This window comes from Pantoea sp. GM01, assembly GCF_000282675.1.
GTDB classification, from domain to species: Bacteria; Pseudomonadota; Gammaproteobacteria; order Enterobacterales; family Enterobacteriaceae; genus Pantoea; species Pantoea nemavictus.
Window position 1 is genome coordinate 1 of record NZ_AKIU01000034.1, and the last position, 18,859, is coordinate 18,859.

At 54.0% G+C, this 18,859-nt stretch carries 18 protein-coding genes; 7 read left to right on the forward strand and 11 right to left on the reverse strand.

All coding sequences use genetic code 11. From position 1 onward, the window contains the following. Positions 1–102: 102 nt before the first annotated feature. On the reverse strand, positions 103–1,005 hold the full coding sequence (locus PMI17_RS10085) for a LysR family transcriptional regulator (protein ID WP_007888989.1): 903 nt from the start codon (positions 1,003–1,005) through the stop codon (positions 103–105). A gap of 100 nt (positions 1,006–1,105) precedes the next feature. Between PMI17_RS10085 and PMI17_RS10090 the strand changes: the two genes are divergently transcribed. After that, entirely contained in the window at positions 1,106–2,173 is a 1,068-nt protein-coding gene (locus PMI17_RS10090; RefSeq protein WP_007888990.1) for an SDR family oxidoreductase, read from the forward strand. A 136-nt stretch (positions 2,174–2,309) separates the two neighbouring features. Here PMI17_RS10090 and yahO read toward each other — a convergent pair whose 3' ends face one another. Further along, positions 2,310–2,579, reverse strand: a complete 270-nt coding sequence (yahO, locus tag PMI17_RS10095) for a DUF1471 family periplasmic protein YahO (protein WP_007888991.1) — start codon at positions 2,577–2,579, stop codon at positions 2,310–2,312. Positions 2,580–3,006: 427 nt separating this feature from the next. On the opposite strand from yahO, the gene PMI17_RS10100 reads away from it, so the two are divergent. Further along, positions 3,007–4,572 carry an MFS transporter gene (locus PMI17_RS10100; RefSeq protein ID WP_007888992.1) on the forward strand — a complete coding sequence of 522 codons (1,566 nt, stop codon included), beginning with the start codon at positions 3,007–3,009 and terminating at the stop codon, positions 4,570–4,572. Beyond that, positions 4,553–5,572 (forward strand): 3-dehydro-L-gulonate 2-dehydrogenase, encoded by a 1,020-nt coding sequence (gene yiaK / locus PMI17_RS10105; protein ID WP_007888993.1) that lies wholly within the window; start codon positions 4,553–4,555, stop codon positions 5,570–5,572. Before PMI17_RS10100 ends, yiaK begins: the two co-directional genes overlap by 20 nt. Before the next feature lie 40 nt (positions 5,573–5,612). Here yiaK and PMI17_RS10110 read toward each other — a convergent pair whose 3' ends face one another. From PMI17_RS10110 to PMI17_RS10140, 7 genes are all read right to left on the reverse strand, one after another. Further along, positions 5,613–6,242, reverse strand: coding sequence for an NrsF family protein (locus PMI17_RS10110; protein ID WP_007888994.1), 630 nt, complete (start codon positions 6,240–6,242; stop codon positions 5,613–5,615). Then, positions 6,229–6,786: a sigma-70 family RNA polymerase sigma factor gene (locus tag PMI17_RS10115; RefSeq protein ID WP_007888995.1), complete on the reverse strand. Its 558-nt coding sequence runs from the start codon at positions 6,784–6,786 to the stop codon at positions 6,229–6,231. Before PMI17_RS10115 ends, PMI17_RS10110 begins: the two co-directional genes overlap by 14 nt. Before the next feature lie 17 nt (positions 6,787–6,803). Further along, positions 6,804–8,039, reverse strand: a complete 1,236-nt coding sequence (locus PMI17_RS10120) for a protein-disulfide reductase DsbD (RefSeq protein ID WP_007888996.1) — start codon at positions 8,037–8,039, stop codon at positions 6,804–6,806. Between the two features lie 15 nt (positions 8,040–8,054). Next, positions 8,055–8,621, reverse strand: coding sequence for a peroxiredoxin (locus PMI17_RS10125; protein ID WP_007888997.1), 567 nt, complete (start codon positions 8,619–8,621; stop codon positions 8,055–8,057). A gap of 91 nt (positions 8,622–8,712) precedes the next feature. After that, positions 8,713–10,026, reverse strand: a complete 1,314-nt coding sequence (locus tag PMI17_RS10130; RefSeq protein WP_071531051.1) for a type II toxin-antitoxin system HipA family toxin — start codon at positions 10,024–10,026, stop codon at positions 8,713–8,715. Continuing rightward, the gene (hipB, locus tag PMI17_RS10135; RefSeq protein ID WP_007889000.1) at positions 10,020–10,262 is read right to left on the reverse strand and encodes a type II toxin-antitoxin system antitoxin HipB; all 243 of its coding nucleotides are present in this window, start codon (positions 10,260–10,262) and stop codon (positions 10,020–10,022) included. The genes PMI17_RS10130 and hipB overlap by 7 nt, the downstream gene beginning before the upstream one ends. A gap of 206 nt (positions 10,263–10,468) precedes the next feature. Then, positions 10,469–11,146 (reverse strand): TetR/AcrR family transcriptional regulator, encoded by a 678-nt coding sequence (locus PMI17_RS10140; RefSeq protein ID WP_007889001.1) that lies wholly within the window; start codon positions 11,144–11,146, stop codon positions 10,469–10,471. Between the two features lie 79 nt (positions 11,147–11,225). Between PMI17_RS10140 and PMI17_RS10145 the strand changes: the two genes are divergently transcribed. Then, entirely contained in the window at positions 11,226–12,746 is a 1,521-nt protein-coding gene (locus PMI17_RS10145) for an MDR family MFS transporter (RefSeq protein ID WP_007889003.1), read from the forward strand. 7 nt (positions 12,747–12,753) lie between these two features. Here PMI17_RS10145 and PMI17_RS10150 read toward each other — a convergent pair whose 3' ends face one another. Then, a complete protein-coding gene (locus PMI17_RS10150) occupies positions 12,754–14,172 on the reverse strand; it encodes an amidohydrolase family protein (RefSeq protein ID WP_007889005.1) in 1,419 nt (472 codons plus the stop codon). Between the two features lie 6 nt (positions 14,173–14,178). Continuing rightward, on the reverse strand, positions 14,179–15,147 hold the full coding sequence (locus PMI17_RS10155; protein WP_036620826.1) for an ABC transporter substrate-binding protein: 969 nt from the start codon (positions 15,145–15,147) through the stop codon (positions 14,179–14,181). A 507-nt stretch (positions 15,148–15,654) separates the two neighbouring features. On the opposite strand from PMI17_RS10155, the gene PMI17_RS10160 reads away from it, so the two are divergent. From PMI17_RS10160 to PMI17_RS10170, 3 genes are all read left to right on the forward strand, one after another. After that, complete coding sequence (locus PMI17_RS10160) at positions 15,655–16,629, forward strand: isopenicillin N synthase family oxygenase (RefSeq protein WP_007889007.1); 975 nt, start codon at positions 15,655–15,657, stop codon at positions 16,627–16,629. A gap of 239 nt (positions 16,630–16,868) precedes the next feature. Continuing rightward, positions 16,869–17,420 (forward strand): C40 family peptidase, encoded by a 552-nt coding sequence (locus PMI17_RS10165; protein ID WP_007889009.1) that lies wholly within the window; start codon positions 16,869–16,871, stop codon positions 17,418–17,420. A gap of 400 nt (positions 17,421–17,820) precedes the next feature. Next, on the forward strand, positions 17,821–18,774 hold the full coding sequence (locus tag PMI17_RS10170; protein WP_052013354.1) for an IS110 family transposase: 954 nt from the start codon (positions 17,821–17,823) through the stop codon (positions 18,772–18,774). The last annotated feature ends 85 nt before the right edge of the window (positions 18,775–18,859 follow it).

Sequence of the window (18,859 nt, forward strand, 5' to 3'; positions counted from 1 at the left end):
ACCCCCGCGGAGCCAGTGCGCTGCTTAACTGACGAGCATTACGCCATAAATGGCGACCCTACGAAACACACTGTAGGGTGCGCATTAATGCGCACCCGCAATTTAACGGATCGATAATCCTTCTAGCGCTGCCAGCAACGCATCGACTTTAGGAAGCAGCTGTTTGCGGCGCGGCCAGATCAGCGTTAAGGCTAAACCGTCCGGCTGCTGTTGGGGCAGAATGATCTGCAAATCGCCGCGCGCCAGCGGCTCCCGTATCAACCATGATGGCATCTGCGCGACGCCAAGCCCGCCACACACCGCCTGCACTTGTGCATCCACATCGCCCAGCGCCATACGGTGCGGCACGTTGCGCCAGTGTGGATAACCATCTTCGGTAGTGAATAACCACGGTTTGGTGCTGCCATCGACGCGTTCATACAGGATCGCCTGATGCTGTAACAGCTCGCTTTCACTGTTCGGTCGACCGACGCGCGCCAGATAATCCGCTGAGGCGCAAAACACCATGCGTTCGCGACCCATCTGGCGACAGCCGAGCGAGGCGGGCAGATCGGGCGATCCGCCAATGCGCACCGCCACGTCAATTCCCTCGTCGAAGAGATCGATAAAACGATCGGAAAACGTCAGATTCAGTTCGACATCCGGATGCTGCTGACAAAAGGGAATCAACAGCGGCATCACGCCGAGGCGACCGTAAGTATTCGGCACCGCGAGGCGCAAGCGGCCAGAGGGAATGGTGCGCTGCGCCGCCAGCACCGCTTCGGCTTCTGCCAGCTCCTCCATAATGCGCAAACAGGTTTGGTAATAAGCGTTGCCAGCGTCGGTGAGTTTCAGGCTGCGCGTGGTACGCTCCAGCAGGCGCGAGCCGAGGCGTGTTTCCAGCCGCGTGACGCTCTTACTCACTGCGGAACCGGTTAAGTGCAGACGCTCGGCAGCCGCGGCAAAGCTGCCGCTCTCCACGCTGGCGACAAAGGGGACGATATCTTTCAGGCGTTGATCGTGCATTGATTAGTGAACTCAGGTTGTGAATGCCATGAATTAATGCCAGAGATAGGAATTTAATTCTCTATTAAACTCATCATTACTGAAACTGAGGAGAATTGAAATGCAAAAGCAGGCATTGATTGTAGGCATCAGCGGTGTGATTGGACGTGCGCTGGCAGAAAAACTGCAGCGCGAAGGTTGGCAGGTAAGCGGCTTATCACGTGGACGCGGCGCGGTGCCGGAAGACTGTCGCAGCCTGACCGCCGATCTCACGGATGCAGACGCGGTGCGTGCCGCGCTGGCGCAGGAGAAGCCGGATGCCCTGTTCTTTAGCGTGTGGTCGCGTCAGGAAAATGAGAAAGAGAACATTCGCGTTAATGGCGGCATGGTGCGTAACGTGATTGAAGCCCTGGGTGAACGCCTGAATGGCGCGCATGTGGCGCTGGTAACCGGCCTGAAGCATTATCTCGGTCCCTTCGAAGCCTACGGTAAAGGCGCGGTGCCGGTTACGCCATTCCGCGAGGAGCAGGGTCGTCAGCCGGTCGATAACTTCTATTACGCCCAGGAAGACGAAGTCTTTGCCGGTGCGGAGAAATATGGCTATCGCTGGAGCGTGCATCGTCCGCACTCCATCGTCGGTTTTGCGCTGGGTAACGCGATGAATATGGGCCAGACGCTGGCGGTTTACGCCACGTTGTGTCGCGAGCAGGGCTTGCCGTTTATCTTCCCAGGCTCGCCAGAGCAGTGGAACGGTGTTTCCGATGTGACCGATGCCGGTTTGCTGGCCGAGCAGTTGCTGTGGGCGGCGACGGCGGCCGAAGCGGCCAATCAGGATTTCAACGCAGTGAACGGTGACGTGTTCCGCTGGAACTGGTTGTGGCCACGTCTGGCGGCCTATTTCGGCGTGGAAGCGGCGGCGTATCCGGCGCAGATGATGCCGCTGGAAGGGCGCATGCAGGAAGCGGCGGACGCCTGGCGTGATGTGGCTGCGCGTTATCAGCTGCGCGAAGCGGACATTACTAAGCTCGCATCCTGGTGGCACACCGATGCCGATTTGGGCCGTCCGATGGAAGCCTTTACCGACATGAGCAAGAGCCGCAAAGCGGGCTTCACCGGCTATCGTTCCACGCTGGATTCATTCACACAGCTGTTTGATCGGCTGAAGGCGGAGAAGGTCATTCCGCAGTAAAAGTTCGCTGAATTAAAAGGGTGGTTCGCTGGAATCGCCCTTTTTTATTGCAATACGGCGGGCCAGACTTATAAAGAAAAAAGAACGGCCTAAGCCTTAGTTATATTATAACGCCATGCTAAGGCCGTTTTTGCCATTACTTTTTCTTGTAGACGATGGCGGTACCATATATTTTGTTATTGGTATTCGCTGAGGTAACAATATAAATATCGCCACCTTTTTCATCGGCCTTTTTCGACAACTCTTCTTTAGCACTGGCAGCATCGGTTTCACCTGAGGTAGAAATCTCGCCCACCTCAACATACTGATCTTTTACCTTTTCAAACTCTACTTTTGTCATTAGCTCTGCAGCAAAGGCGCTAAATGATAATGAGCTTGCTAATAATACGAAAATTAATTTTTTCATACGTGTCCTTGGATGAGGTAAATGATGGGAATAGTTCTCTTATTGCTATTATTTTATAGTTTACAAATGTGACCTTTACCATGTGACTGCGCTAATTTTTAATCTTCTGCTTCGTGTCTCTCGCATCAAAACAATAATCTTATAGGTATTACTACTTCACTTCAGTACCGCCCCATCCAGGAGAGCTATTCTGGTAGCACGCCGATACCGATTAGGAGCGTTCTTTTTCTCGTCGTCAGTGCAGCTCACAGGACCGCCTGGTCAATCCGCAATTTCATAGTTTTCCCCAAAATCTCTTACCGGTCACAATTTAATCGGACCCTCATGGTAAAAAGTGGTTGAGTCTCACAAAACATTAGAAACATTCTTGTATGGCAGTTAATCAAATGTAAATCATTAAGGCATAACTCCTGACAAGGTGCTGCTGATGATTAACCGTTCCGAAGAGAAACCCATCAAGTTGAGAAACATGCTGGCCTATGGCGGCGGCGATGTTTTTGGTGGCGGCAGTTTCACGATACTTGGCCTCTGGCTAATGTATTTTTACACCACTTACGGCGGATTAAGCCCGGCAGAAGCCGGTGCCGTTATCGCTTTCGCACGTCTGCTGGATGCCTTTTTTGATCCGTTAATGGGCTATGTCACGGACAACTTCTGGCGCAATCGTCTTGGTCAGCGCTTTGGTCGCCGTGGCTTTTTCTTCCTGATCGGCGCACCGCTGGTGTTCTTCAGCTACATCATGATGTGGGTGAGCGACATGGGATTCGCTTACTACCTCGCCACATACATCTTGTTCTACGCCTGCTACACGCTGGTTATCGTGCCTTACGAAACGCTGGCGGCAGAAATGGCCCACGATTTCCATGTGCGCTCCCGTCTCACCGGCGTCCGCATGTTCTTTTCCATGGGCGCGGGCATTCTTGCCGCCTGGCTTCCTGGGGCAATTATTGCTGTGCTGGGTGATGATGCGTCATCCTCCTTCCTGTATATGGCGGTTATCTTTGCCACGCTCTTCGCTATCGTGATTTTTGGGCTCTACTTCTTTACCTGGGAGCGCGCCATTGAAATCACTGAGAAGCCTGCGCCGGTTGAGTTCAAGCGCGATATGAAAGCGCTGTTTCGTTCACTGCTTTCCACCTTCCAGGTGCGTACCTTCCGTCAGCATGTTGGCATGTATCTCGGGGCTTATGTGGCGCTCGATGTACTTGGTGCCGTGCTGGCGTATTACATCATCTTTGTCCTGGGCCATAGCGCCATCGATGCCGCTAACAGCATGACCTTTATGTCAGTAGTGCAGTTCTTCTGCATCGCGGCGTGGATTCCGTTCTGCATTTATATTGGCAACGGCGCGGCCTATAAGCTGGCGCAGTACCTGATGCTGACCAGCGTGGCGCTGTTTATCAGTTTCTACGCGTTTGGCATTAGCGCGCAGATGTGGATGGTATGGGGTGCGGCCATTGTGATGGGAATGGGACGTTCGGGGACGCAGTACGTTTGCTGGAACATCTACAGCTTTATTCCTGACGTGGATGAAATGCTGACGGGCCAGCGTCGCGAAGGCATTTTTGCTGGCGTGATGACGTTTGTGCGCAAAGCGGTGCAGGCGGTGGCGCTGTTTATCGTTGGGTTGGTACTGCAATTCTATGGTTTTGCCGGCAAAGGTGCGGTGAGCCAGCCACCTGAAGCTGTTCACGGCATCGCGCTGGTGTTTGGTATTGGCGCGCTGATCTTCCTCGTCGTCGGCCTATTTAGCGCACGCGGCTTCAGCCTGAATCGCCACAATCACGCGCTGCTAATCGCCGAGATCCAGCGTCGTCATGCAGGTGGCAATGGCGCTGAGGCGTCCGCTGAGACGCGCGCAGTGGTCGAAAAACTTACCGGCTGGCCGTGGGCCAGTTTATGGGGCAAGAACGATATTATGCAGCGCATTGATCCACGCGCTGAAAACCTTACGGCTAAAGGAAACCAGCAACATGACACGCATAACCTTTGAGATCATGCAGTCCACCATCGAACAGGCCCTGCTCAACGCTGGAATGGCGGCTAAACCCGCGGCACTGTGCGCACAAATTCATACTGAGACCAGCTGTGACGGTATTCCGTCGCACGGCCTCAACCGGGTAGCGCGCTTCGTCGATTACCTGCAAAAGGGGTGGGTTGATGCGCATGCTGTGCCGGAACGGGTAAAAAGTCTTTCCGTAATGGAAGTATGGGATGGACAGCGCGGAGCGGGCATTACCAATGCTGTTCTGGCTGTCGATCGCGCGACAGAGTTAGCGCGTGAGCACGGGATGGGGCTGGTGGCCATGCGCAACACGACGCACTGGATGCGTGGAGGCACCTATGGCTGGCGTGCGGCAGAGCAGGGCATGGCAGCGATTTGCTGGACTAACACCGAATCCTGCATGCCGGCATGGGGGGGTAAAAATACTCGCCTCGGCAATAACCCTTTTGTGATGGCGGTGCCAGGCAAGGAGGGGCCGCTGGTGCTGGATATGGCGATGTCACAATATTCGTATGGCAAGTTGCAGGTGACGCGTCTGCAAGGAGAACAGCTGCCGTATCCTGGCGGCTTTGATCAGCAAGGAAACCTGACCCGCGATCCCGCGCCCATCGAGCAATCCATGCGCATTCTGCCCACCGGTTTCTGGAAGGGCTCCGGCATGGCGATTTTGCTGGATGCGATGGCTGCGCTGCTGTCGGGGGGCAGCTGTACTGCTGAGATCGATGCTATCCAACAAGGCAGCTGTACCGGCGCTAGTCAGATCTTTATGGTGTTCGATCCCGCGCAGCTAAGCGGCAAAGCGTTTACTGAGCAGTTGGCTGAAACTATCCAGCAGTATGTGAATGGATCCGCTGTGGCGGAAGGATTTAGCAGCGTCACCTGGCCGGGTCAGCGTCAAAAAGCCACGCGTGAACGTAACAGATCGGAAGGCATTCCGGTGGATGAGGGCGTTTGGCGTGAAGTGCAGCAGTTGGCAGCGGGCGGTTGAGATGCAAGGGGGATTAAAATCCCCCTTGTTTATTTCGTCTTCACTTCAGCGTCACCCAGCGTTTCCCCACCAGCACCGTCATCGCCACAATCGTCACGATCGCCGCCAGATGCATGACAAAATCCAGCGGATGCAGATGCACCGGGTGACAAAATGCCAGTAGCGTCACCGCCATGCAAGAAACGCCCAGTCCTGCCATTGCTAAGCTGCGTACCGGATGCAGCGCGCGGGTGCGGCGCAGGCTGGCGATCATCAGCACCATCATGGGTGTGCTCACCACCAGCAGAAAGGTAAAGCAGCGCGTGCTGTCGTTGTCGTGCACCAGCGGCACTTCGCCGGGAATCTGGCTGATGCTCATGCCCAGCCACAGCAAACCGATCGGCAGCAGCGCTTTCCAACTGATGCTGCGACGTCCAGCGATGCTCATATCAAAGGCGCTGCGGATCGCCAGCGTGCCGAGTACAAAGGCCAGCGCCAGTTGAGACATTGCCTGCAGCGCGCCGGGCTGTGCCCAATCGGTGAAACTGCGCTGCACCAATAGGCTGGCGGCAATCCCGCAGGGTAACGCCAGCAGCAGCCAGGCGAAGACGCGCCAGCCGGTAGATCGCAGCGGCTTAACCGGGCGCATCTCGAGTCCGAGTTTTTCAATTAACAGCTCATGATCGGTCATGATTGGCTCCAAAGCGGCGCAGATTGGTTAATGCGCGGTGTAGCAGCGATTTCACCGCCGACACACTTAAATTGTTATGCGCGGCCGCTTCCGTCAGGCTCATTTCGCGCAGATGCACATGTTCAACAATGTCGCGCTGACGCGCCGGTAGCTGTCGCAGATAACCGGCCAGCTCTTCCTGCGACTCCTGCCGCGGCGCAATGGGGGCGCTGGCCGCTTCCGGGAGTGCCTCGTCATTCACTTCCCACTGCTGATGACGACCCCGTCGCCGCAGTGCATCAATGGCGCGCGCCGAGATAATTGCCAGCAGCCAGGGTAAAAAAGGGTAGGCGGAATTATAGGTGTGACGCACCCGATGCACCGTTAGCAGCACATCCTGAATCACATCTTCAACCAGCGCCTCATCAGAGATCTGTTTACGCACTTGCGAACGAATCACCGGCACCAGCGCTTTTAGCAGTCGGGTATAGGCGAGCTGATTACCCGCCTGCGCCTGTTCCATTAGCGCGGGCCAACTTTCGCGCGCGCTATCGCTTGTTTGCATAATCCGCCTTGTTGTTCTTACGCCTTCTTGCTCGCCGCCTGGTTTAGCGCATTCACTACAATGCTCGGTGTCAGCACCTGCGGCAGCACTTTCGGTGGTCCGCCGTCGGCGGGGTAAACCAGATACATCGGTAATCCGCCCTGACCGAACTCACTCATGGTGTCATCCACGTCCGGGTTAAATTTAGTGGAATCTGCCACCATGTACAGCGTGCCGGTTTTGGCTAAGGCATCTTTCACCGCCTGGGTGGAGAGCGAGGTTTTCTCGTTCACCTGGCAGGTGATGCACCAGGAAGCGGTGAAATCGACGAAGATGGCTTTACCGTGTCCACGCTGCGCTGCAACTGCTTGCGGCGTCCATTTGGCTTTAATGACGTCTGCCGTAAGTTGATCGCCCGCCAGTCCCGCGCCAGGTTTAATCAGGCTGGGGAGCGGGGCGATGACCGCGACAATCAGCACTGCCGTTACCGCAAACAGCACTTTATGACTTTTACCGGCAAAGTGACGATGTTGCGCCATACCGTACAACCAGCCGGCGAAGGCGACAACGACCGAGGCTGCCAGCAAAGTGGCCAGCGCTGCGCTACCCGCCTGCTGTGCCAGCACCCACACCAGCCACGCGTAAGCGCCAAACATTGGGAACGCCAGGCCGCGTTTGAGTACATCCATCCACGCACCGGGACGCGGCAGGAATTTAGCCAGCGCCGGGAACAGTGAAACCAGCGTGAACGGCGCAGCAAAGCCGAGCGCCAATGCAAAGAAAATCACCAAGGCTACGGCAGGCGGCTGTACCAGTGCATAGCCGATGGCGCTGGCCATAAAGGGTGCGGCGCAGGGTGTCGCGACGATAATCGCCAGCGCGCCGGTCAGGGCTGAGCGCGTAAACGCACCGCGACCCACATCAACCGAGCCCCCCACACGCTGAACCGATAAGCCCACTTCAAACACGCCAAGCAAGTTAAGCGCGGCAGCAAGGATCACCAGCGACAGCAAGGCGATAACCAGCGGGGATTGCAGCTGGAAGCCCCAGCCCACCGCCGCACCACCGGCACGCGCTGCCAGTAAGATGCCCGCCAGCGCCATCATGGTGACCACAACACCGAGTAAAAAACCCAAACCTTCACGGCGCGCGCTGGCGGCGTTGTCAGTATGGCGTAACAGGCCGAGCGCTTTCAGCGATACCACCGGAAACACGCAGGGCATGAGATTGAGAATGATGCCGCCGATGAAGGCGGCCAGCATGGCGGTTAACATCGCTGGCCTCATTTTTTAGTTAGTCTGCGGATGAGAAGCGTCGTACTGCTTAACGGCGGCAAGCGCTTTCTCGATATGCGTATCGGGGTTTCTATCCGTGTAACTCAGCAGAATATTGCCATCGGGGGCGATCACGTATGAGGTGCGATCGGACAGGGTTTTGCCCTTCATCTGCATGGTGGTTTGGTACTGCGCCGCCACTTTCGCACCGGGATCGGCTGCTACGGTGAATTTATCGCGGCACTCCAGTTTGGAGAAGTCGCTAACCTGATCGGTATTGCCCGCAGTAACACCAACCACCGTGGCGCCCATTTTGGTGAAGCTATCAGTGGCTTCAGCAAAATCATGGGCTTCGAGGGTGCAGCCCTTGCTAAACGCCGCCGGGAAGAAATAGAGCACTACCGGGCCTTTCTGCAGCGCTTTATCCAGCGAAAAGGTCAACGGCTTACCGGCTAACGCGCCCTGCAGTTCGAAGTTAGGTGCTTTCGCGCCGACCGGCAATGCGGCACCGGCGTTGAACGCGGACAAACCAAGTGCTGCCGTGATGGTCAGGGTACAAACGAGGGATTTCATGCGTTTCATTATCTGCTCCTGCGAAGTAGGGGAGTTCCGATTTGGGTGACTCAATCGTTCAGTTCGCTGGAGCAGAGAGGAAAGTTTCGCTAGAGAAAAATTATTTTTGCAGGCGCGCCAACATGCGCATGCTGTTCTCAAAAAGTGGTTCACTAATACGCTGCGGAAAATCAGTGGGTAATGTTTTCGCCACTCGCCCAATCGCGGCTGCCATTTCAGCGATAAAGAAATCGATGATCTCAATCATGCGATTCTGGTCAAAATTAACCTGCTTTGCCGTAGCTAAAAAATGGCGAGGGAAAATTTTATCAATTTGATTTTTTCTGCCTTTGCTGGCTTTCAAACTCATTGCCAGTTTCAGATCACGGATATTCAGGCCGTTTCCGCCCATCGATGTGAAGACAGAAATGATGTCGTAGAAAGGCGTGAGACGGTAACTTCCGCCGCGCTCAATAAAGACAGAGAAATTTTTGGCATGACCATCCGTTGCGCCGATCAGCCATTGGAAGACCTGATATTTCATAAAGGAATAACGATCTTCTAACGCGTTACTGGATCCCATGAGGAATTGCATGATGTCGGTGATGCCCGGTCCACCATCAGATTCATATTTTAGCGCTGACGGTAAACCGAATGCCTGACACATGTCTTCTTGTGGTAAGCGCAGCAATTGTGTCTTCTGGTGGTTCCAGCGCCGATCGAATCGCTGCACCGCTAAAGCCTTCATCTTGCCAGCGTGCATGATGCTGGCATCAGGGACAGCAAATCCCAACTCACGCGCCAGTGCTAAGCATAGGTACTCATTTTCGACACTTTCACGCATGTCCAATGTGGCAAAAGGTTGCTTGATTTCACCAATGGGCAATTTGATGATGTGAGATGTGGGCGTTGCACCATGCGGTATAGCCCAGCCGTTGTCCGTGGCTAATAATGCTGTTTTTTCCTGCGCACCTGCCACCGAGATGCGGAAATCCTGTTCCTCACTGATCATCCCCAACGGGATATCAGCCTGATAAGCCGATAGGACACGCTCGAGTTTTTGTTCATCCAGCTGTTCGAAGCTCAGCCCTAAATCGGCGGGGGTACTTTCCATCGGCAGTAGCATGACGGCACCGACGCTATCTTTGCCAATTTCACTCAGCAGATCGAAAGGCTGACGTGATTTGGCATGGTAGCGCGCGACGATGCGATCGCGTACCAACGGGCTGTCGGGCAGTAGGTTGTCGAAATAGTTAAGTACCGCTGCGCTTGAAATAACCGGTAACTGTAATGGCAGCGATAGCGATAGCGGCCTGGCCAGCCGGTTGCTCAACCAACTCGGGTCGTATTGGAAAGTGTGTGCGCCATTAGGACTGCGTGTGAGGATACCCACACGTTCACCGTTCATCCAGGCGATCAGTGCCTGTTTCACCAGTCATTCTCCGGAGTGGATACAGAAAGGGCGTCTTTTTCCCGTACGTCCATTTGCAGGTCAAGCGATTGTAAAATCTTGAATAAGGTTGCCAGCGTGGTCAGATCGGGATTGTTTTCAAAGTGAGAAATGGTGGATTGCTTGAGACCCACTTTTTGCGCCAGTTCACTTTGTGTCCATTGGTTCTTCTGTCGAATCAGCCTGACATGATTTGCAAGTTGGCGTGGACTGTAAATCATTTCGAATTCTCATCGTAGTGAAGCATGATTGAGGGTGATTATCCTCAGTAGCGGATATAGATGACCTTATCCCTTAGAGAGGATGAAATCAATTTTATCCTCTGTAGAGGATAAAATAATTCGTATCCCCTGTAAGGGATAATGAAAGATATGTACTCGGCCATTTTTGGGTAACCCATTGAAATATAATAGATAGGATTCAATCTCTAAAATGCGGCGCGTTTTTGTGGTTTTATGCCCTGACAAAACAGACTCAAGGTATGCTGGACGATGATGTCGCGATTGTAAGCGGGATCGTTAGCAAAGCGGGTGAAGGGCACCAGCACCAGGCTGAGAATCGACGTCATCAGCAGCTGTGGCTCCAGATCCGCATTGAGTAATCCTTGCTGCTGCCATCCTTCAATCAATTTTTTCACTTCATCACGCTCGCCATGACCAAAGCGCTTTTTAATGTGCTGGCCTAAACCCCCTTCGCCTTGCATCACTTCCTGCATCCACAGCGGGGCAAACCAGTTGTAAGTGGTGACAATATCCGCCACTTCACGGATAAAAGCGCTAAAAGTGGTGACAGGGTCACGTGGGTCGTCCATGAAGTGGGAAACCAGCCGCTGACGTAACGGTAAAAAACGCTCCTCAACCACAATATCCAGTAGCGATTCCCGTGATTGAAAATAGTAATTGAGCATCGCCGGGCTGACACCTGCTTTGCGCGCAATCGCATTGAGCGATGTCTCGCCAATACCGCTTTCAGCATACAGCTCCAGCGTGATATCCAGCAGGTGTTCGCGCTGCTGCACGTTGATCGCACCTCCGCGTGGACGACCAGGGCGGCGTGGTTTGGCAGCATTGGCCATTTTGTCAGCAGGGACTTTTTGTGCGGTCATCTTTACGCGCTCACTTGATTCATGTCAGACTGCGATCAATATTAATTGTGTATTTAATTAATTTCAATTGGTGTCTGTTATGAAACCCCAAACACGCGCGCCGCAGTCGGATCGCGGGGAGGAGAATCCTCCTTCCGTCCGTTTATTGATGAGCGCTTTATTACTGGTCATGCTGCTCGCTGCATTGGATCAAACCATCGTCTCAACCGCATTGCCCACCATTGTCGGCGAACTGGGTGGATTGGATCGCCTGTCGTGGATCGTTACCGCCTATATGCTGGCCTCCACCATCGTGGTGCCGCTGTACGGTAAGTTTGGCGATTTGTTTGGCCGTAAAACTGTGCTGCAAATCTCGGTGGTGCTGTTCCTTATCGGCTCGGCGCTGTGCGGTCTGGCGCAGAATATGGAGCAGCTCATCTTCACGCGTGCGCTGCAAGGATTGGGCGGCGGCGGCTTGATGGTGGTGAGTATGGCCGCCGTCGCGGATGTCATTCCAGCGCAGGATCGCGGCAAATATCAGGGCCTGTTTGGCGGCGTCTTTGGTTTGGCGACGGTTATTGGTCCGCTGCTGGGCGGTTTTATCGTGCAACACGCCTCATGGCGCTGGATTTTCTATATCAATCTGCCGCTGGGCTTGTTTGCGTTGGTGATCATCAATGCGGTGTTCAAAACCGATAATAAACGCAAACCGCACGAGATTGATTATCCCGGCGCAGTATTTCTTAGCATGGCGCTGGTCGGCATCACGCTGTTTACCAGCGAAGGCGGCACCTTGCGCGCCTGGTCCGATCCGCTGCTGTGGTGCATTCTGGCGTTTGGTGTAATTGGGGTGATCGGCTTTATTTATGAAGAACGCCGTGCGTGGGAACCGATTATTCCTCTATCGCTGTTCCGCAATCGCAGCTTCTCGCTCGCCAGTTTGATGGCGTTTATCGTCGGTATGTCGCTGTTTGGTAGCGTCACTTTTTTACCGCTCTATTTGCAGGTGGTAAAAGGATCAACGCCGACAGAAGCAGGCTTACAGCTGCTGCCGTTGATGGGAGGATTACTCATCACCTCCATCGTCAGCGGGCGCATTATTAGCCGCACCGGCAAATATCGCCTGTTCCCGATTGCTGGCACCTTGCTGGCCACCATCGGCATGGCGCTGCTCACCACGCTGACCCTTTCTGCACCGCTGTGGCATATCTATCTGTTTGCCTGCGTATTGGGCATGGGAATGGGGATGGTGATGCAGGTATTAGTGCTAGCGGTGCAGAACACGGTGACGCCAGACAGCATTGGCGTAGCAACTTCATCCGTAACGCTGTTCCGTTCAGTTGGCGGTTCGATTGGCGTAGCGCTGTTTGGTGCAGTGTTTAGTCAGGTGCTGAAATCGGGTCTGACGACGCTGGTGGAGCAAGGCAAAGCGCTGCCGCGCGCGCTCGATCCCAATGCCGTGCATCAACTGCCGTATGACGTACAGCAAGCCTATCTTCAGGTGTTTGGCGGTGCGGTGCACGCTGCCTTCCAAATGGCGACCGGCGTGATGCTGCTGGCCTTTGTGCTCTCACTGTTTCTGCCAGAAGCGCCGCTGCGTAAGAAAAACACAGCGGCGTAAATACGGCTTATAAAACGCCCGCGCGCTGCTGCAATTTTTTCACCGCTTGCGCAGCGTCGCGGCCGAGTTCCGCTAGATCGCACCCCGGGATGACGTCATCCTGCATCAGCATTTTCCCATCACAGATCAGCGCTTTTAACCGGGCGCGTCCGCCGCTGGCAACCGGGCCGATGGCGATATCATGCAGGCCGAAATAGCGCGGATCGTCGAGACGGTAGACGGCGATATCGGCGGCCATGCCTGGCGCAATATGACCGGTGCGCAACCCCAACACCTGCGCACCACCGGACGTGCCCCAGCGCACTACGTCTTCAATACTGGCAGCATCGCCACCGCCCTCATAGGTTCCGCCCGCATAACGCGGCTGCGCCAGCATACCTTTGCGTACGCGCTGTAACTGCCAGGCAGCATGGGTTTCGCTTTGCATATCTGCCGCTTCGTTCGATGCAGCGCCATCCACGCCAATGGAAATTTTCACGCCGGCGTGTTCCAGCGCCACTAAATCGGCAATGCCGCTGCCAAGACGCGCGTTACTTTGCGGGCAATGTGCGATACCGCTACCCGCCGCACCCAGCATGGCAATCTCTTCCGGTAGCAGTTTCACCAGATGCGCGAACCAGACATCGTCGCCAATCCACTCATGCTCAGCGCAAAACTGCAGCGGTGTCATGCCAAATTTGGCCTGGGCGGCGTCGAGATAATCAACGGTTTCGGAGAGATGACTGTGCAGGCGAATGCCGAGCTGGCGAGCCAGGCGCGCGCTTTCACGCAGCTCCTGCGGGGTGGTGGAGTGCAGGGTGGTGGTGGGCGCCATCACGATGCGGCGCATCGCCCGATCGTGCGGTTGATGATAGCGCGCCACCAGGCGATCAACATCGGCCATCATGCTGTGGAAGTTTTCCGGACGAAGCGCGGTGGGCAAGTCGCTCTCCAGCCCGCGCGTTTGCGTCGCGCCGCCGCGACACAATACGAAACGCACGCCGAGTTTCGCGGCCTCTTCAAACAGGATGTCGGCACCGTCAAACGGCATATCGGGCCAGTAGAGATAGTGGTGATCGGCGATGGTGGTGCAGCCGGAACGTACCAGCTCGACCAGGCCGACGCGCGCGGCAATGCGAAACGTCTCTTCATCGAATGCGCCGCGAAAACGATACGGCGTCGCTGCAAGCCAGCCACCAAGGCTAAGATTCAGACCCTGCGGCTCGCCTTTAAGCAACGATTGAAACAGATGATGATGCGTATTGACCCAGCCGGGATACACCACGCAATCACGCGCGTCGATCACGGTTTCCTCACTGACGGCGTTGAGTTCACCCAACGCCACAATCAGGCCATCGCGGATGCGAATATCGCGCGCGCTGCTGCGTGGATGCTGTTTGTCGCCGGTCAGTATCGCAGCACAGTTTTTAATCAACAGTTGGCTCATGTCACCTCACTCCGTTTTTGCCGGGACGAACTGCGTGCTAAAAGCACTCTGCCAATCGGTTGAGGCTTTTAGCAAACCGGCGTTGACCATAAAGTCACGCGTCGCCTGCCAACGCTTATCCGTCATCACGCCCAGCCCCTGTTTCGCCGCATCGCCGCCGTCAATCAGGTGCAGCGCTTTCATTTGTGACACGCCAAAGGCCAGAATGGCGTCGGTCATTTGCGGGTTCTCTTTTTTGATCAGCGCATTCCCCGCCGCCGGATTGGCGAGGTAAGATTTCCAGCCTTCCATCGATGCGGTGACAAAGCGCTTCATCACGTCGGGCTGTGTTTGCAGCAAATCGTCACGCGTAACCAGGATGCCGCCGTACGCCGGATAGCCATAATCGGCAAACAGATAGAATTGGCTGTCGGGCTGGACGGCTTTGATTTGCTGAACTTCAGAGGTGGCGTAAGCCTGCTGCGCGGTGTTTTTATCGGCGAGGAAAGGTTGCATGTTGAAGGTATAAGGGCGCGCCTGACCATCCTGCAGCTGATATTTACCTTTGAGCCACGGCCACCAGCTGGCTTGACCACTGGCTGACACCAGCACGGTTTTGCCCTTGAGCTGATCCAATGACTTCACATCGCCATGGGTAACAATGCCTTGCGGATCGAACTGAAACGGCGCGGCTATCGCTTTGAGTGGGAAATGGCGTTCAACGCCCTGTAACACTTGCAGGTCATAGCTGACGATCACATCGGCGCGATTCGCCAGCAGCAGCGTCATGTTATTCAGCTGCGGGCCGCCGGAGCGCACCTCAACGTCCAGCCCATATTTCTTATAGATGCCCGTCGCGACAGCCTGGTAATAGCCGCCTTGCTCCGCCTGTGCGACCCAAGTGGTTTGCAATACCAGTTTGTCTGCGGCATGCGACAGTGCAGAAGTGCTCAGTAACGCAATAAATAAAGAGAAACGGAAACGCGACATTGTCATAAAACCCCCAATAAACGTTGAGTTTGTTGTCGTCATCAGGGGATGCCAGCGTATGACATGCATCACGATGCCTAAAAAGCACCGCCCCCTGACGAGGTACAGCTATTGCTGTAGAGCAATGTCCTGCGTGAATCTGATGTCACGCTGACCGCTTATACTCAGTTAGGATTTAGCAAACGGCGTGCCATTGATATAACCCTTTGAATAAATTCTCTTTACAGCAACAAGGCAGTCACATTTCTCTCAGCCGCTGCGCGTTAAGGATGCATGCTTGCACTTTTTGCACCGGCTTTGTGCAGACAGGATGCGTCACTTCCTTTAAATCATTGATTGTGCGTGCTATATCGAGCTGGCACAGGCTTTGCTTGGCTTAAAGTGAGTAGAAGCTGTCAGCCGTGGTTTCATTCGGTGGGTCATTGCTCGATCGCCTGTTGCATTCGCCAGGCGCGGGGATGACCGCCTTTTGCCGGCAGGTCATCCGTTATTGCTCAATAACGAGGTGCACTAATGGAAAAGACCACTTTTGCTATGCATGAACTGACCAAAGAATCGCGCATGGGCGCGCGCGGCATCGAGGCGGCGCGCGATGTGCGCATCATCGATCTCTCCAATTTTGCCGAACGTAAAGCGGAAATTGCCGATCAACTGTGGCAGGCCGCCACCGAAATTGGCTTTTTCCAGGTTTCCGGACACGGCATTCCACTCGACGACATCACTGCGGCTTTTGCTAATGCAGAACGCTTTTTTGCGTTGCCGCAAAGCGCTAAAGCTCGCCATCCGCTGCGCCGCAATGCGGGCTGGGAATATCGCGCACAAATTCGTCCTTCCACCGGCAAACCCGATCAAAAAGAGTCATATCAGGTAACGCGTCCGCGTATGGAAGGTTTATGGCCTGATGACGTTTTGCCCGACTTCCAGCACGATGTGCTGCAGTTTGAACGTCAATGCTGGGAAGTCGGCATGCGTTTGCTTTCATGTTTTGCTCTGAAGCTAGGGTTCCCCGACGATTTCTTCGCTAAAGCGCATGAGCCTTCGCGCGAGACCTACCAAAGCACGCTGCGTATGCTGCATTATTTTGCCATCAGCGGTGAGCCAGATGGTCCGTGGCGCGCCGGTGCGCATACCGATTTTGATTGCCTGACGTTGCTTTTCCAGCGCGATGGGCAGGGCGGTTTGCAGGTGTGTCCGGGCAGAGAGATGGAGGAGCAAATATGGACGCCGATCCCGCCGCTCGAAGGCGTAATCACCTGTAATATCGGCGATATGTTAATGCGCTGGAGTGACGATAAACTGCCGTCAAATTTCCATCGCGTCAGTAATCCGCTGCCGGGAGAATCGGTGCCGGCGCGCTACAGCCTGGCATTTTTCTGCCAGGCCAATGAAGATGTCATTATTGAGGGACCGGAGAAAAAATATCCGCCTATTTCCGCGCAGGATTATTTGGCCCAGCGTATTAGCGCGAATTTCTCCGGCAAGTATTAAACTTACAGTTGTAAGCCGAAATTGATGCCATTCTGTGCAGGAGAACAAATATTCTCCTGCACAAAAAATTAGCAGTGTGGAAAATAGATTTTTAACTCAAATACAAGATGTTACCGAAGCGTAAACTTAGGTAAAACCAAGCGGCAATTAAAAGATTTCAGCGCGAGGCTATTTATTTCTGCAACTTCTTTACGGTATAAATCACTCATCCCAGTTTCCCTCAGCGAAAACACCAACACATGATCAATTCTGCCGCCAGCAAAGTTATCGCCTGCCTGTTTATTTTCACCCTGGCCGGTTGTTCTTCTAAGTCTTCGCATGTGCCTGCTGAAGAGAGCGTTGATACCTCGGCAGAGGGCGGCAAGCAGCCCGATTTAATTCCGGTGATTGCCGCACTGCACGATCAGATGCATTCGTGGGAAGGGACCAAATATCAGTGGGGCGGCACGCAATTAACCGGTGTTGATTGCTCCGGATTTGTCTGGCGCACGCTAAAAGATCGCTTCAATATTCCAATGGATCGCGTCACCACCAAAGAGTTAATTGCCATGGGCAAGCCGGTGGATCAAGCGCATTTACAGCCCGGCGATTTAGTCTTCTTCCGTATTAAACGCGAGCTGCACGTCGGCTTTTATGACACCGATCATCAGTTCTTGCATGCGTCAGTAAGCCAGGGCGTAATGCGCTCATCGTTAAATAATCCGTACTGGAAATCGGTTTATTTAGAGGCACGACGCTTGCCGAAAGAACAGAACTCTCAGATTAGTTTCAATTATAAAAACAAAGTCTGAATCGAGGTGCGCATTAATGCGCACCTCCGGGAATTGGGGCGCCATTTATGGCGTAATGCCGATCAGTTAAGCGCTGAGCGACTTTCGTTCGCCATCGGCTGAGGCAGTTTCAGTCATGCCGTGCGGCGACCGAGCAGAGGACGCCTGGCCGCGCCCTCTGCACTTATATCTTGATTACCGCATTCGCGCGATAATCCCCCGACTGATCATTGGGGATATTGCGGTGAGTTTCGCTTTTCACTTGTGTGCATGAACTCGTCTGGGAGAATAAACCACCGCAATATATCGGTCGCCTTCAAAATTGAACGGTATCTTGTGCATAAGAGCACCCATTTATAAGTTTAATTATGGCGACATATTCTTCATAAGCTAAGTGGTTGGGGGCTTTATGTAACACGGTATTGTTGTCGGTATTGATGTAGCTATGTTGAAATTCGATGCGGCTGTCTGGCTCGGTGAGACAAAGTACAAAACGAAAGTTTTTGCTAATACGCCCAAAGGTTTTGAGCTTTTTATTGCGTGGTTACAGCCTTATCAGGGCTCTCATCTCTGCATGGAAGCAACGGGTTCTTACTATTTCGCATTAGCCACCTTCCTGTATGGATCCGGCTGGACTGTCAGCGTCGTTAACCCTTTCCAGATCCACTCTTTTGGTAAAAGTGAAATTATTCGCAATAAAACCGATCAGGTTGATGCGCGGTTAATCGCTCGCTTTTGCGCCAGTCATAAACCCCAGCCATGGCAGCCAGCGCCCTTAAATGAACGTCAGCTTCTGGCCCTGGTTCGCAGGCTGGAAGGGCTGAGAGAAATGCGTCAGATTGAGTTAAACCGGCTGGGTGTTGCGGATGATGTTGTAAAACCATCGATATTCGAAATAATTGAAGCCCTGACACAACAGATATCTGAGACTGAGAAAAAAATAAAAAAGCATATTGATGCTGACCCTGTTCTTCGGCAAAGAAAAGCGCTTCTTACGTCTATCCCCGGAATTGGTGATATTCTGAGTGCGTCATTAATAGGCTATCTCGGTGATATGTCGCAGTTCAGTAATAGTGGCAAAGTAGTAGCCTATGCGGGTTTAAACCCCTATCAGAAAGAATCCGGTAAGTGGCAGGGGCAAAGCCATATATCTAAGCGCGGATGTGCCAACCTGCGCAAGGCGTTATACATGCCTGCACTGACGGCTATGACGTTTAATCCTGTCGTAAAATCATTACGTGATCGAATGCTGGCTCGTGGTCAGAAAGGTAAAGTTGTGGTGTGTGCGGCGATGAGAAAATTGCTCCAGATCGCTTATGGCGTACTGAAATCAGGTCAGCCTTTTGACGAAAAAGTACCTCTTGCTAAAACATAATTAAGACGGTATCTCCCGGGCCCTGCGCCAGCCCATCCCGCCGCTTCGCGGTGCCTTCACTCGTTCACGATTCCTGACGGACCGG